Origin of the sequence: Pseudomonas sp. GR 6-02, assembly GCF_001655615.1 — a bacterium.
In the GTDB taxonomy this organism is placed as follows: domain Bacteria; phylum Pseudomonadota; class Gammaproteobacteria; order Pseudomonadales; family Pseudomonadaceae; genus Aquipseudomonas.
Genome location: NZ_CP011567.1, coordinates 1,619,023 through 1,631,642, shown reverse-complemented (window position 1 = coordinate 1,631,642; position 12,620 = coordinate 1,619,023). Strand labels below are relative to the sequence as shown.

General features: G+C 60.9%; 11 protein-coding genes and 1 pseudogene. 4 read left to right on the top strand and 8 right to left on the bottom strand.

The window, feature by feature from the left end:
* Nucleotides 1-13: 13 nt before the first annotated feature.
* The 4 genes and pseudogenes from PGR6_RS30700 to PGR6_RS07055 all read right to left on the bottom strand — a co-directional run bounded on the left by PGR6_RS30700 (nucleotide 14) and on the right by PGR6_RS07055 (nucleotide 4,845).
* On the bottom strand, nucleotides 14-877 hold the full coding sequence (locus PGR6_RS30700) for a methyl-accepting chemotaxis protein (protein ID WP_370741109.1): 864 nt from the start codon (nucleotides 875-877) through the stop codon (nucleotides 14-16).
* Nucleotides 875-1,939, bottom strand: a pseudogene (locus PGR6_RS30695) (HAMP domain-containing protein); the annotation flags it as partial. The pseudogene PGR6_RS30695 and the gene PGR6_RS30700, both read right to left, overlap by 3 nt.
* A 425-nt stretch (nucleotides 1,940-2,364) precedes the next feature.
* Nucleotides 2,365-3,741, bottom strand: a complete 1,377-nt coding sequence (locus PGR6_RS07060) for an aminotransferase-like domain-containing protein (protein ID WP_064616539.1) — start codon at nucleotides 3,739-3,741, stop codon at nucleotides 2,365-2,367.
* A gap of 342 nt (nucleotides 3,742-4,083) precedes the next feature.
* Nucleotides 4,084-4,845, bottom strand: coding sequence for an SDR family oxidoreductase (locus PGR6_RS07055; protein WP_064616537.1), 762 nt, complete (start codon nucleotides 4,843-4,845; stop codon nucleotides 4,084-4,086).
* Nucleotides 4,846-5,080: 235 nt separating this feature from the next.
* Between PGR6_RS07055 and PGR6_RS07050 the strand changes: the two genes are divergently transcribed.
* Nucleotides 5,081-6,085 carry an NADP-dependent oxidoreductase gene (locus PGR6_RS07050; protein ID WP_018926267.1) on the top strand — a complete coding sequence of 335 codons (1,005 nt, stop codon included), beginning with the start codon at nucleotides 5,081-5,083 and terminating at the stop codon, nucleotides 6,083-6,085.
* Nucleotides 6,086-6,157: 72 nt separating this feature from the next.
* Here the strand turns inward: PGR6_RS07050 and pyrF are convergent, their stop codons facing one another.
* The gene (pyrF, locus tag PGR6_RS07045) at nucleotides 6,158-6,856 is read right to left on the bottom strand and encodes an orotidine-5'-phosphate decarboxylase (RefSeq protein WP_167331181.1); all 699 of its coding nucleotides are present in this window, start codon (nucleotides 6,854-6,856) and stop codon (nucleotides 6,158-6,160) included.
* 292 nt (nucleotides 6,857-7,148) lie between these two features.
* On the opposite strand from pyrF, the gene PGR6_RS07040 reads away from it, so the two are divergent.
* From PGR6_RS07040 to xopAW, 3 genes are all read left to right on the top strand, one after another.
* Entirely contained in the window at nucleotides 7,149-7,907 is a 759-nt protein-coding gene (locus PGR6_RS07040) for a response regulator (protein ID WP_019581208.1), read from the top strand.
* A complete protein-coding gene (locus PGR6_RS07035) occupies nucleotides 7,907-8,959 on the top strand; it encodes a sensor histidine kinase (RefSeq protein WP_064616535.1) in 1,053 nt (350 codons plus the stop codon). The genes PGR6_RS07040 and PGR6_RS07035 overlap by 1 nt, the downstream gene beginning before the upstream one ends.
* A 142-nt stretch (nucleotides 8,960-9,101) precedes the next feature.
* Nucleotides 9,102-9,953 carry a XopAW family type III secretion system calcium-binding effector gene (gene xopAW, locus PGR6_RS07030; RefSeq protein ID WP_064616533.1) on the top strand — a complete coding sequence of 284 codons (852 nt, stop codon included), beginning with the start codon at nucleotides 9,102-9,104 and terminating at the stop codon, nucleotides 9,951-9,953.
* Between the two features lie 38 nt (nucleotides 9,954-9,991).
* Here the strand turns inward: xopAW and PGR6_RS07025 are convergent, their stop codons facing one another.
* From PGR6_RS07025 to PGR6_RS07015, 3 genes are all read right to left on the bottom strand, one after another.
* A complete protein-coding gene (locus PGR6_RS07025; protein ID WP_064616531.1) occupies nucleotides 9,992-11,047 on the bottom strand; it encodes an AI-2E family transporter in 1,056 nt (351 codons plus the stop codon).
* Nucleotides 11,048-11,115: 68 nt separating this feature from the next.
* On the bottom strand, nucleotides 11,116-11,922 hold the full coding sequence (locus tag PGR6_RS07020) for a DUF4892 domain-containing protein (RefSeq protein WP_064616529.1): 807 nt from the start codon (nucleotides 11,920-11,922) through the stop codon (nucleotides 11,116-11,118).
* Nucleotides 11,923-11,930: 8 nt separating this feature from the next.
* Nucleotides 11,931-12,590, bottom strand: coding sequence for a glutathione S-transferase family protein (locus tag PGR6_RS07015; RefSeq protein ID WP_028938915.1), 660 nt, complete (start codon nucleotides 12,588-12,590; stop codon nucleotides 11,931-11,933).
* Nucleotides 12,591-12,620 lie beyond the last annotated feature (30 nt).

The window sequence follows — 12,620 nt, the reverse complement described above, 5'->3', positions numbered from 1 at the left end:
CCTTCGGCAGCTGCTACAGCTTGAAATGCCCCACCATCCCCCTCAACTCACTCCCCAACTGCGCCAGTTCAATACTCGACGCCGCATTGCCCTGCATCGCCAATGAAGACTGATCCGCACTGGCGCGAATGCTCGTGACACTGCGATTGATCTCCTCGGCCACCGAGCTCTGCTCCTCCGCAGCCGCTGCAATCTGCTGGTTCATCTGCTGAATCAGCGACACCGCCGCCGCAATACTCCCCAATGCACTTTCGGTCTGCAACGCATCGCTCACCGCCAGCTTCACCAACTCGCCACTGCTCTGAATCTGCTGCACCGACGATTGCGCCGCCGAGCGCAAGGCACTGACCAGGCGTTCGATTTCCTCGGTCGATTGCTGGGTTCGCCTGGCCAGCGCCCGAACCTCATCGGCCACCACCGCAAAGCCCCGGCCCTGCTCGCCGGCACGCGCCGCCTCGATGGCCGCATTGAGCGCCAACAGGTTGGTCTGCTCGGCAACGCTTTTGATCACGCTGAGCACCGTGCCGATGTTCTGGATTTCTGCACTGAGGCTTTCGATGCTGGAGCTGGCCGAGGTGGCCGAGTCCGCCAGTTGCTCAATTCGCGCCATGCTCTGACGCACCACCTGCTGACCGCTTTCGACCTTGCCGTCGGCCGTCTGCGCCGCCTGGGCGGCCTCCTCCGCGTTACGTGCCACATCGTGCACCGTGGCGGTCATCTGGTTCATCGCAGTGGCGACCTGCTCGGTTTCTTCTTTCTGGCTGCTGACTTCAAGGTTGGTCTGCTCGGTCACCGCCGACAGCGATTGCGCAGAGCTTGCCAGCTGTTCGATACCGGCCTGCAAACCACTGACAATGCTGCTGAGCCCAGCGCCCATTTGCTGCATGGCTTGCATCAACTGGCCGATCTCGTCACGGCGGGTCACCTCAATCGTCGCGCTCAAATCGCCCGCGGCGATCTGCTGGGCGACACGGATCACGCTGCGCAGCGGTGCGACGATCAACCGGGTAATCACCCACGCGGCAATCAGCCCGACCAGCAAGGCCAGTGCCGAGGAGCCGATGATCAACAGCGAGTTCTTTTTCAGCTCTGCCTGCATCGACCGGTCTTCGGCAACGTAGGCCTGATCCACCCGCTCCACCACTTGCGCGGCGCGCTGGTGGAGTTGCTCGGAGACGGTCTTTTCCTGCGCCAACAGCCCGGTGTACTCGGCGAGTTTTTCAGTGAAACTGCCGATATGACCCGACACTTCATTGAGGACCGTCTGGTAACCCTCATCCTTTACGGTAGCTTTCAACTGTTCGGCCTGGGCCAGCGCCTGGTCGGCTTGCTCGATCTTGCCCTGCCCGGCACTGTCGTCGCCCTTGCGGCTCTGATCCAGACGTACGTGCGCTTCGTTCATGGCCTGCAACATCAGTCGCGAGACCTGGCTGACCTGATTCGCCTGCTCGATGAATTGCGCACCGTCCTTGCCCTCGGACTCCTTCAAGGCATAGGCGCCATCATCGCTAAGCCCGGACTGCAGCACATCCAGGTTATTGGCCACACTGGACACCGACCAACTGGCCATTTCCAGCGCCAGGTCCTTGGCCTGACTCAGCGAGACGAACTCGTCAAAGGCCTTGCGATAAGCCCCCAGAGACTGTTCGACGTCATTCATGACCGGCACGTTGGCTGCGGACTGAGCCTTGAGCTCGGTCGCCAGCGCGATCAACGCGTCCACCCCCGCGTGCAAGGCTTCCACGGTTTTCGGGTCGCCGCGCAAGACGTAGTCCTGCTCAAGCAGACGCACCTTGAGCAAACCGCTGTTGAGCGACGACATCTGCTTGAGCCCGTCGAAGCGATGACTGATGGTTTGCAGGGACCATACGCCAATGGCCGCCACCAGGGCTGTCAACAGCAGCACCAGTACAAACCCGACACCCAGTTTTTTCGCCATACCGAGGTTGGCAAAACGTCCTTGCACGGCCGAAATCATTGCGCTTAGTCCCCTGCCATTATCTGTTGATGCAGATTCGCAACGGGCTTGTGCCAACACAAGTCTCTGGCGTCGGAATAATGGCAAAAAGCTACGCCCGCGTCGTTTTCAGAATGCTTTAGGTCGATCCTCAGGGTCTGTTGACGTTTGGTGACGACCGCGACGGATGCCAACGTTGCGCAGGGCAAGGCGCGAGGAACGTGGTTTGGTTGTTCCAAATAAGTTCCGAGCAACGCAGCCCTGCGCAACGTTGGCTCCGTCCCTTCGGGTTGCGCGCCAACGTGCGCGAGGCTGCGTTGCGGGATTTGCCAAGGGAACAACCATTGGCGGCATCCCGCGCCTTGCCTCGCGCACGTTGGCATCGCAACGCGGCTCGCCACCAAACGTCAACAGACCCTGGCGGTAGCCTGAAAAAATGCCCGAGCACGAGGATCACAGGCATAGGCAACGTTGATGCGCTGCCAGTCATGAGCCTCGCCGGTGGGGCTGAATGCCGTTGCGCATGACAGACGGATGCCGAAGCGTCGCGCCTGAACCTGCACCTGAACGGCGTCGGCCTTGCGCGATCGCGCCCAGATGAACAGGCCACCTGCGGGTTTGCCGAAAACCTCCCATTCCGCGTCTTCAAGCACCTGCAAGGCCGCGTCCCTGTCGGTGCTTAAACGCTGGCGCTGACGCTGCACCAATTTGCGATAGGCACCACTGGCCAATAAAGAAGCCAGCACCGATTCGCAAAACCGTGAAGCACCCATGCTGCTGATCATCTTGACCTCGGCCAGTCGCGCAATGACGTCGGCACCCGCCACGACAAAGCCGACCCGCAACGAACTGCTGAGGGTTTTGGAGTAGCTGCCGACGTAGATCACGTTGTCATCGATACCCAGTGCCGCAAGACGCGTCCCGGGACCGCGGTACAAATCCGCATAGACGTCGTCTTCGATCACCAGTACGCCATGGTTTCTGGCCAGCTGCATAACCTGCCGAGCCACGCCCAGGGTCAAACTGCTGCCGGTGGGGTTGTGATAAAAGCTGTTGATGAACAAGCCACGGGGTTTGTATTTCAGCAACAGTGCCTGGAGTGCTTCGGTGTCGGGTCCGTGAGGCGTTCGTGGGACTTCGATCATGCTGACCCCATGCAGCCTGAGCAAATCGAACAGCATCGAATAACCGGGGTTCTCCACCACCACGCAATCGCCCGGTTTGAACAACGTGCGCACGATCAGGTCGAGCCCATGACTGGCACCCGCCGTGGTGAGGATTCGACTTTCATCCACCGCGATATCCAGCTGCTTCAGTCGTTTGAGGATCTGTTGGCGCAGGGCAAGCAGGCCCAGCGGTGTGCTGTAGTTGAACAAACCGGCCATATCGGTGCGGCTGACCTGGCGTATGGCATAGCTCAGGTCGTCAGTCTCGCGCCAGCTTTCGGGTAATCCGCCGCAACCCAGCTTCAGATCGCCCGCGACGCCACTCTGCTGCTCAACCCCCTCGAACCAGGAAAAATCCCGTTGCCCGTGAGCGGCAAGCGCCGTTGCCGCGACAAAGAAACCCGCCCCGCTACGCGTGGCCAGCACACCTTGGGCCACTAACCGTTCACAGGCCTCGACAACACTGGATTGGCTGAGCAGATTGATCCGCGCGATTTGCCGCACGGAAGGCAAACGTGTCCCCGGCGACACCTCGCCACGATGAAGCCAGTCGGCCATCGCGTCGACGATTTGCTGCACGACCGGCACCAATGCCTGTCGATCGATTCTCAACTCCATGAGCAAGCAAACTCCTGTCTGTTTTGCGGAAAACAGTTAATCACAGGAGCGCTCGACAAGATGTGCGACAAAACCGCCAAAACCGTCGGTTCTAACCATTTGAAACACAATGCCCGGTGCTTTCACGGAACCTGGCGCCGAACGATAAAAACCTGGAGCGGGCTTGTGTGGCGAGGGGGCTTGCCCCCGTTCGGCTGCGAAGCAGTCGTAAATCCAGACAACTCGGTCCGTCTGGACGGGCGCCGGGGGCCGCTTCGCGACCCAACGGGGGCAAGCCCCCTCGCCACACAAGCCCGCTCCCACAACATCCACAGATTCCAAACCATCGCGGCCTGGAAAGAGTTAAAACGCCGTAACCCCACCATCCACCGCCAGCGAATGACCGGTGGTGAACGCCGCGCCGTCGCTGCACAGGTACAGCACCGCGCTGGCAATCTCCTCGACCTTGCCGATACGTCCGACCGGGTGCATGGCATTGGCGAACTCGCCCTTCTTCGGGTCCGCTTCATAGGCCCGACGAAACATATCGGTGTCGATCACCGCCGGGCACACCGCATTCACGCGAATCTTTTTCTTGGCGTATTCGATGGCCGCCGATTTGGTCAGGCCGATCACCGCATGTTTGGAGGCAGCGTAGATGCTCATCTTCGGCGCAGCCCCCAGGCCGGCGACCGAAGCGGTATTGACGATCGCGCCGCCGCCCTGGGCCAGCAGCAATGGCAACTGGTACTTCATGCACAGCCAGACGCCTTTGACGTTGACGCCCATGATCGCGTCGAACTCATCGAGCGTGCCCTCGGCCAGTTTGCCTTTCTCGATTTCGATACCGGCATTGTTGAAGGCATAGTCGAGACGGCCGTAGGCATTCACGACCTCGTCCATCAGATTTTTTACATCGCTTTCCACAGTGACATTGCAGCGCACGAAGGTCGCGTCACCGCCGGCAGCGCGAATCAGCGCCACAGTGCCTTCACCACCGGCCACGTCCAGATCGGCCACCACCACTTTCAACCCTTCGGCGGCGAACGCCAAAGCGGTTGCGCGGCCAATCCCATTGGCCGCGCCCGTCACAACGGCGACCTGGCCGGAAAACGTCATGCTCATTGTTATGTCCTCGAAGAGAAGAATGTGGGGAGTCACGTGTTTTCAGTTAGCCACAGCGCCTTGTGACACGGCAGCACTATCAGAAGGCCGGTTGGGCGCCCATGAGTGGCAGTGATGGAACTGCCGCCCTGACTATCACTGCACTGGATCGATGTGCATTCGCCGTGTCAGCCAACCTTGCAGCATCGTCCATGAAGGTCTATCAACAAGGCTTCATTCATCTTGAGTGCCTGTCATGACTACCCAGACCAATCGCCAGTTCCTGCTCGCCAAACGTCCCGTGGGGCCAGCTACCCGCGAGACGTTCACCTATCAAGAAGTACCAGTCGGTGAGCCTGCGGCAGGTCAGATCCTGGTCAAGAACGAATACCTGTCCCTGGACCCGGCCATGCGTGGCTGGATGAACGAGGGCAAGTCCTACATCCCGCCGGTCGGCATTGGTGAAGTGATGCGTGCATTGGGCGTAGGCAAAGTCATCGCCTCGAACAATCCGGGCTTTGCCGTGGGGGACTACGTCAACGGTGCCTTGGGTGTGCAGGATTACTTCCTTGGCGAGCCGCGAGGTTTCTACAAGGTCGATCCGAAACTGGCGCCGCTGCCGCGTTATTTATCCGCGCTGGGCATGACCGGAATGACCGCCTACTTCGCCCTGCTCGATGTCGGCGCGCCGAAAGCCGGCGACACCGTGGTGTTGTCGGGCGCGGCCGGTGCGGTGGGCAGCATCGCCGGGCAAATCGCCAAGATCAAAGGTTGCCGGGTGGTCGGCATCGCCGGCGGCGCGGACAAGTGCAAGTTCCTGATCGATGAGCTGGGTTTTGACGGTGCCATCGATTACAAGAACGAAGACGTGATCGCCGGCCTCAAGCGTGAATGCCCGAAAGGCGTCGACGTGTATTTCGATAACGTCGGCGGCGATATTCTCGACGCCGTGCTGAGCCGCCTGAACATGAAGGCACGGGTGGTGATTTGCGGTGCCATCAGCCAGTACAACAACAAGGAAGCGGTCAAAGGCCCGGCCAACTACCTGGCCTTGCTGGTCAACCGCGCGCGGATGGAAGGCTTCGTGGTGATGGATTACGCCGCACAGTTCGCCGCTGCCGGGCAGGAAATGGCCGGCTGGATGGCCAAGGGGCAGCTCAAGAGCAAGGAAGACATCGTGGAGGGACTGGAAACATTCCCGGAGACGCTGATGAAGTTGTTCAGCGGCGAGAATTTCGGGAAGTTGGTGTTGAAGGTATAAAAGCTTCGCGGGCAAGGCGGATCGCCGCACCGCTCGCTCCTACAGGAGCGAGGCTTGCCCGCGAATCGGCGCTTAAGCGATTTCTGCGACGACCGCCGCCAACGCCTTGGCCGGATCCGCCGCCTGGCTGATCGGACGGCCGATCACCAGGTAATCGGAACCGGCATCCAGCGCCTGACGCGGCGTCAGGATGCGGCGCTGATCGTCCAGGGCACTGCCCGCCGGACGAATCCCCGGCGTCACCAGTTGCAACGACGGGTGGGCGGCTTTCAAGGCCTGGGCTTCCTGGGCCGAGCAGACCAGACCGTCCATCCCGGCCTTTTCCGCCAGCGCGGCCAGGCGCAGCACCTGCTCCTGCGGCTCGATGTCCAGGCCAATACCCGCCAGATCCTCACGCTCCATGCTGGTCAGCACGGTCACGCCGATCAACAGCGGTTTCGGGCCGCTGCGCTGATCGAGCACTTCGCGGCAGGCGGCCATCATGCGCAGGCCGCCGGAGCAGTGCACATTGACCATCCATACGCCCATTTCCGCAGCCGCCTTGACGGCCATGGCGGTGGTGTTCGGAATGTCGTGGAACTTGAGGTCCAGGAACACTTCGAAACCCTTGTCGCGCAAGGTGCCGACGATTTCCGAAGCGCAACTGGTAAACAGTTCTTTACCGACTTTGACCCGGCACAGTTTCGGGTCCAGTTGATCGGCCAGCTTCAGTGCGGCGTCACGGGTGGGGAAATCCAGGGCGACGATGATAGGCGTCTGGCAGGCGGACATGAGTGGGCTCTCAGGCAAGTCGAAATCGGCGCGCATTGTAGCGGAACCAGCGCCGCTGCGGGACCCGATGATCGGTAATTCGTCGTCGCGGCTCAGGCAAGACTAGCTGCTGCGGCAATTGTGTCGACCCCGATACACACACGACACGCCCACAACACCCTTCAACGCTACCCTCGTCAGCCGCAACAAGCCCTACAGCACTTCCCGCCTCACGGCCGGACGCCTATGCTGAAGCCACAACCTCGCAGCCTATCTTTGTGGTTGGCAGCCTACCTGGCAGATGAACGCACGCATGCACAATTCCCCAGCACCTCTGAACGACGATCAAAAAGCGCCGGCCGATGACAAACGCTGGAGCATTCGCGCCCTGATCGTCGACGATGACGTTCCGATCCGCGAACTGATGATCGACTACCTGGCCCGTTTCAATATCCACGCCAGCGGCGTCTCTGATGGCGCCGCCATGCGTCAGGCGCTGCAAGCCGAGCATTTCGATGTGGTGGTGCTCGATCTGATGCTGCCGGGTGAAGATGGTTTGTCGCTGTGCCGCTGGCTACGCGCCGAATCGGACATCCCGATTCTGATGCTCACCGCCCGCTGCGAACCCACCGACCGGATCATCGGCCTGGAACTGGGCGCCGACGACTACATGGCCAAGCCGTTCGAGCCGCGGGAACTGGTTGCGCGGATTCAGACCATTCTGCGTCGGGTGCGCGACGACCGTACTGAACAGCGTGCGAATATTCGCTTCGACAACTGGCGATTGAACAGCGTGTTGCGCCAGTTGATCGCCGCCGATGGCCTGGTGGTGCCACTGTCCAACGCCGAATTCCGTTTGCTTTGGGTGTTCATCGAACGTCCGCGCCGGGTGCTCAGCCGCGAACAATTGCTGGACGCGGCGCGCGGTCGCTCGATCGAAGCGTTTGATCGCAGCATCGATCTGTTGGTATCGCGCCTACGCCAGAAACTGGGCGACGACCCGAAAGCCCCGCAGTTGATCAAGACCGTTCGTGGTGAGGGTTATCTGTTCGACGCACGAGACATCAGCTGATGCGTGCGCGCTTCGATACGCTGTTCGGCCGCCTGTTCGGCGTGCTGTTGGTGGCGATCGTACTGGCGCACTTGTTAGCTTTTTTATGGTTCAAACATTACGGGCCGCCCCCGCCTCCCCCACCGCCACCGGGTTTTTCCGAGCGCTTTGACGGCCCTCCCCCACCAATGGACCCGCGTTTCGGCAATCGACCACCACGGCCATGGTTCGGCGGGCCGCTGGTGCCACTGACCTTTCAGTTTGTCTCGCTGATCATCGCCGCCTGGTACGGCGCCAAGCTATTGACCCGCCCGATTCAGCGCCTGAGCGACGCCGCCGAGCGCCTGAGTGAAAATCTCGACAGTCCGCCGCTGGATGAGTCCGGCCCACGGGAGGCGCGGCAAGCGGCACACACTTTCAACCTGATGCAGAAACGCATTCTTGAACAAATGCAGCAACGTTCGCGCATGCTCGGCGCGGTGTCCCATGACCTGCGCACACCGCTGTCGCGGCTCAAGCTGCGGCTGGAACAAATCGACGATGAGAAGCTGCAAGGCCAAATGCGTCAGGACCTGGACGACATGATCGGCATGCTCGATTCCACCCTCACCTACCTGCACGAACAGCGCACCAGCGAGGCGCCACAATGGATGGACGTGCAGGCGCTGGTGGAGTCCCTGAGCGAAAACGCCCAGGACCAGGGCGCCGACGTCCAGGCCCGCGGCCGTTGCGCCCCGCTGCAGGTCCAACCGATGGCTTTGCGCTCGTGCATCAACAACCTGCTGGACAACGCCTTGCGTTATGCCGGGGACGCGCTGATCACGCTTGAGGACAGTCGCGAACAACTGGTGATCCGGGTCATTGACCATGGCCCGGGTATCGCGGCGGAAAAACGTGAAGCGGTGTTTGAACCGTTCTTTCGCCTGGAAGGTTCGCGTAATCGCAACTCCGGCGGCGTCGGCCTGGGCATGACCATCGCCCGGGAAGCCGCGGAGCGTTTGGGCGGGCAGTTGAGCCTGGAAGAAACGCCCGGCGGTGGTCTGACCGCCGTCATCCGCCTGCCCCGCGTCTAAGCCCGCACCCACAGGATCCGGGTCTGACTGGATAAGTTGTGTGTACCCATCGGTACAAATCCCACATACCCACGACAACTTGCCCCTTGAGGCTGCATAAGCCGGTGCACCCACCGGTTTCCCATTCCAAGGAGTGAGCACAATGATCGGTAGTGTCAGCAGCTACACGAGCTATACCAGCACCAGCAGTACCGCCACCAACAGCGCCCGTAGCCAGCAATTCCAGAAAGAACTGCTCGCCAAACTCGACAACAACAGCGACGGTGCGGTGGATCAGGATGAGCTCAAGAGCGCCCTGTCGCAGAAAAACGACGATGGTCTGCTGGTCAGCCTGAGCAAGAACTTCAGCGATCTGGACAGCGACAAAAGCGGCAGCCTGAGCAGCGAAGAGATGGCCGCGATGGCCCCTCCGACGCCACCGCCGCACGATCAGGCACCGAACACCGAGCTGGCCGATGCGCTGATCAGCGCTTTGGACAAAGACGGCGACGGCGCCATCAACAGCGATGAGCTGAGCAATGGCCTGACCAGTGCCGGCAGCACGGCCGACAGCTCGAAAATCTTCTCGGCCCTGGACAAGAATGAAGACGGCACCGTCAGCCAGGACGAACTCGCCGCCAGCCTGACCCCGCCGCCACCGCCACCTCAGCAGATGTCCAGCGAAGAGCTGTTCAGCCAACTCGATACCGACAGCGATGGCAGTGTCACGGCCACGGAACTGAGCAGCGCGTTGCAGGCGAGCGACAGCACTTCATCGACCGCCACCGACACCAGCGCCGCGTTGCTCAAAGTACTCGATAGCGACAGCAGCGGTGGCGTCAGCAACGATGAACTGAAAGCCGTCCTGCAAGCCGGCCGCGAGCAGAACTCCGACAGCTCCACCCATCAGTTCAACGTGACCGAAGCCCTGAACAAAATGATCGCCAACCTGAGCAAGCAGTATTCGCTCGACAACGTGGCGACCGTGGGCAAACACCTGAACGTGGCGACCTGAGTCAAAAAACTTCGCGGCCCTAAGACCCAACAAAAAACTTAGGGCCGGCGATCTTCAACCCGAGCCTGGCTCTTGCTCCAATCGGTCAACAGGCTGTAAGCCACGGCCAACAACGTCGGGCCAATGAACAGACCGATAAACCCGAACGCAATCAACCCGCCAAACACCCCCAGCAGCACAATCACCAACGGCAAATTCCCGCCCCGGCTGATCAGGTACGGCTTAAGCACGTTGTCGACCCCGCTGATAATGAACATGCCCCAGATCCCGAGGAACACCGCCATTCCGTACTCACCCTTCCAGGCCAGCCACGCCGTGGCCGGAATCCACACCAGCGGTGGCCCCATCGGAATCAGGCTCAGCAAAAACGTCACAATCCCCAGCACCAACGCCCCAGGCACGCCGGCAATCAGGAAGCCGATCAACGCCAGCACCGCCTGGGCCGCCGCTGTACCGATCACCCCGTTAACCACTCGCTGCACGGTGCCCGCCACCAATTCGATGTAATACCCGGCGCGGTTACCGATCAACCGCTCCAGCAACCCATGGACAAACACCGCCAACCGCGGCCCGTCCCGGTAGAAAAAGAACACGAAGACAATACTCAGCGTCAGTTCGAGAATCCCGCCGCCAATCTGCGCGCTGCGCGCCAGCAACCAGTTGCCGACCTGCCCCAGATAAGGCTTGATCGCCAGCATCATCGCCGCGCCCTGCTGATCGATGCTGTTCCAGATCCCTACCAATCGCTCGCCGACCAGGGGAATACTGCCCACCCATACCGGTGCTTCGGGCAGACCATCGACTTGCACATCCTTGATGAACGCCGTGGCATCGCGCACGTGGTCCGCCAGGTTGAACCCCAGCCACACCAGCGGTGCCGCCACCAGCAGCATCCAGCCGAGTGTCAGCAACAGCGCCGCCAGGGATTCACGGCCATTGAGCCAGCGGGTCAACAGACGCATCAACGGCCAACTGGCAAACGCCAGCACCGCCCCCCAGAACAGCGCCGACCAGAACGGCGCCATTACCCATAAACTCGCGCCAAACAGCACCAGCAGCAGGATCTGCACCAACAGCCGATCGTTATTGACCATGTAAGATCCCGAAAAAAGTCAGCCCGCAAAGAGTAGGCAAATGCGCAGACGCATTCGCCAAATGAAGCTTATCGCAACAGTTCGAAGTGCAGGCCAGAGCCTTCGACGCTGCCGGTTTCCATCCGCGCCGTGCGCACGCCCTGGCCGATCAACGCCTGGCGCCAGGCTTCGGCACTGGGCCCGGAAACGCTGACTCGCAGTGTGGTGTCCAGGTTCAGGCCTCGGGAAATCAAACGCAGCCAGGTGTCGTCAGGGTCGCCGTCGAGTTTGGGGAAATCGAGTTTCCCGGTGCTTTTGAGCTGGCGCAGCAACGTCGCGGACGTCGGCAGCAAATCACCCAACGGCGCCGAGGCATCGAACTGTTCGACGTGCAGATAAGCCCTGCGATTACCGCGAGTGATGCTGTAAAGCGCCACCAGGGTGTTTTCTTGGGGGGCCGCCAGACGCAGCAGCAAATAAGCCTGCTGATTATCGGCGCCATAGAGCTTGGCGTTACCGAAGACTTCATTGGCCCACAGGCTGCTTTCGCCACAATCCCGGGCCTGACACCAGAACAACAGCTCGGCGCCCTGCTTCTGCAAGGCTTCGCGGGCGGCGGTGAAGGCATCGGTGGAGGAGTGCTCCGGTGGCAATTCGTAGGTGACCGAGGTGGTTTGACCGCGAGCGGTGACCTGGCCGTCGAAACGCAATTGGCCGCTGATCTTGCGGATCGAACCCAGCGGGTAAATCCGCTCGAGTTCTACCGTCGGGCGATAGTCGACGATCTGCGCATCGGTTATGCGCGGCACGATAGGCAGGTCCTGACTGCCAGGAGTGTCAGCGGCCAATAACCAGGGACTGAAACTGCACAGCGCCAGCAGAGTGAGTGAACGCATGGATAGGTTCATCGGATCAACATGGCCTGGGCACCCTTGATGACACTGGCATCATCGATGCGCTCCGGCACCCGCAAACCACGCTGCACCGCAGGGCGCGCCTCGAGGGCGGCCAGCCAGCGCTGCAAGGCCGGCAAGCCGTCCACCGAGACACCGGACCAGTCATGACCGCGGACCCACGGAAAGGTCGCGATATCGGCAATGCTGTACTCGCCCGCCAGGAATTCCACGGCTTGCAGACGCGTGTCGAGCACTTCATACAAGCGTCGGGTTTCATGTTGATAGCGATCGATGGCGCCCTGGAGCTTTTCCGGGAAGTAGCGGAAAAACACGTTGGCCTGGCCCTGCATCGGGCCGATGCCGCCCATCTGGAACATCAGCCACTGCAACACCACCGAGCGCCCTTTCGGATCCTGGGGCAGCAGTTTGCCGGTCATCTCGGCGAGGTAAATCAGAATCGCGCCGGACTCGAACACGGCGAAATCGCCATTGGCGCGGTCGACAATCGCCGGAATCCGGCCATTGGGGTTGATCTTGAGGAACTCCTCGGACTTCTGTTCCTTTTTGTCGAAACTCAAGGCATGCACCGTGTAGGGCAGGCCGAGCTCCTCGAGCACGATAGAGACCTTGTGGCCATTTGGGGTCGCAGCGGTGTACAGATCTATCATGGTTGTCTCCCATTTCAACCCGCCCAGCCT

Coding starts and splice junctions, on each gene's coding strand:
- pyrF (WP_167331181.1), bottom strand. CDS start 6,856: ATGTCCGCCTGCCAGACGCCTATCATCGTCGCCCTGGATTTCCCCACC.
- PGR6_RS07060 (WP_064616539.1), bottom strand. CDS start 3,741: ATGGAGTTGAGAATCGATCGACAGGCATTGGTGCCGGTCGTGCAGCAA.
- PGR6_RS07055 (WP_064616537.1), bottom strand. CDS start 4,845: ATGAGCATGACGTTTTCCGGCCAGGTCGCCGTTGTGACGGGCGCGGCC.
- PGR6_RS07025 (WP_064616531.1), bottom strand. CDS start 11,047: ATGGTCAATAACGATCGGCTGTTGGTGCAGATCCTGCTGCTGGTGCTG.
- PGR6_RS07020 (WP_064616529.1), bottom strand. CDS start 11,922: ATGCGTTCACTCACTCTGCTGGCGCTGTGCAGTTTCAGTCCCTGGTTA.
- PGR6_RS07050 (WP_018926267.1), top strand. CDS start 5,081: ATGACTACCCAGACCAATCGCCAGTTCCTGCTCGCCAAACGTCCCGTG.
- xopAW (WP_064616533.1), top strand. CDS start 9,102: ATGATCGGTAGTGTCAGCAGCTACACGAGCTATACCAGCACCAGCAGT.
- PGR6_RS30700 (WP_370741109.1), bottom strand. CDS start 877: ATGGGCGCTGGGCTCAGCAGCATTGTCAGTGGTTTGCAGGCCGGTATC.
- PGR6_RS07040 (WP_019581208.1), top strand. CDS start 7,149: ATGCACAATTCCCCAGCACCTCTGAACGACGATCAAAAAGCGCCGGCC.
- PGR6_RS07015 (WP_028938915.1), bottom strand. CDS start 12,590: ATGATAGATCTGTACACCGCTGCGACCCCAAATGGCCACAAGGTCTCT.
- PGR6_RS07035 (WP_064616535.1), top strand. CDS start 7,907: ATGCGTGCGCGCTTCGATACGCTGTTCGGCCGCCTGTTCGGCGTGCTG.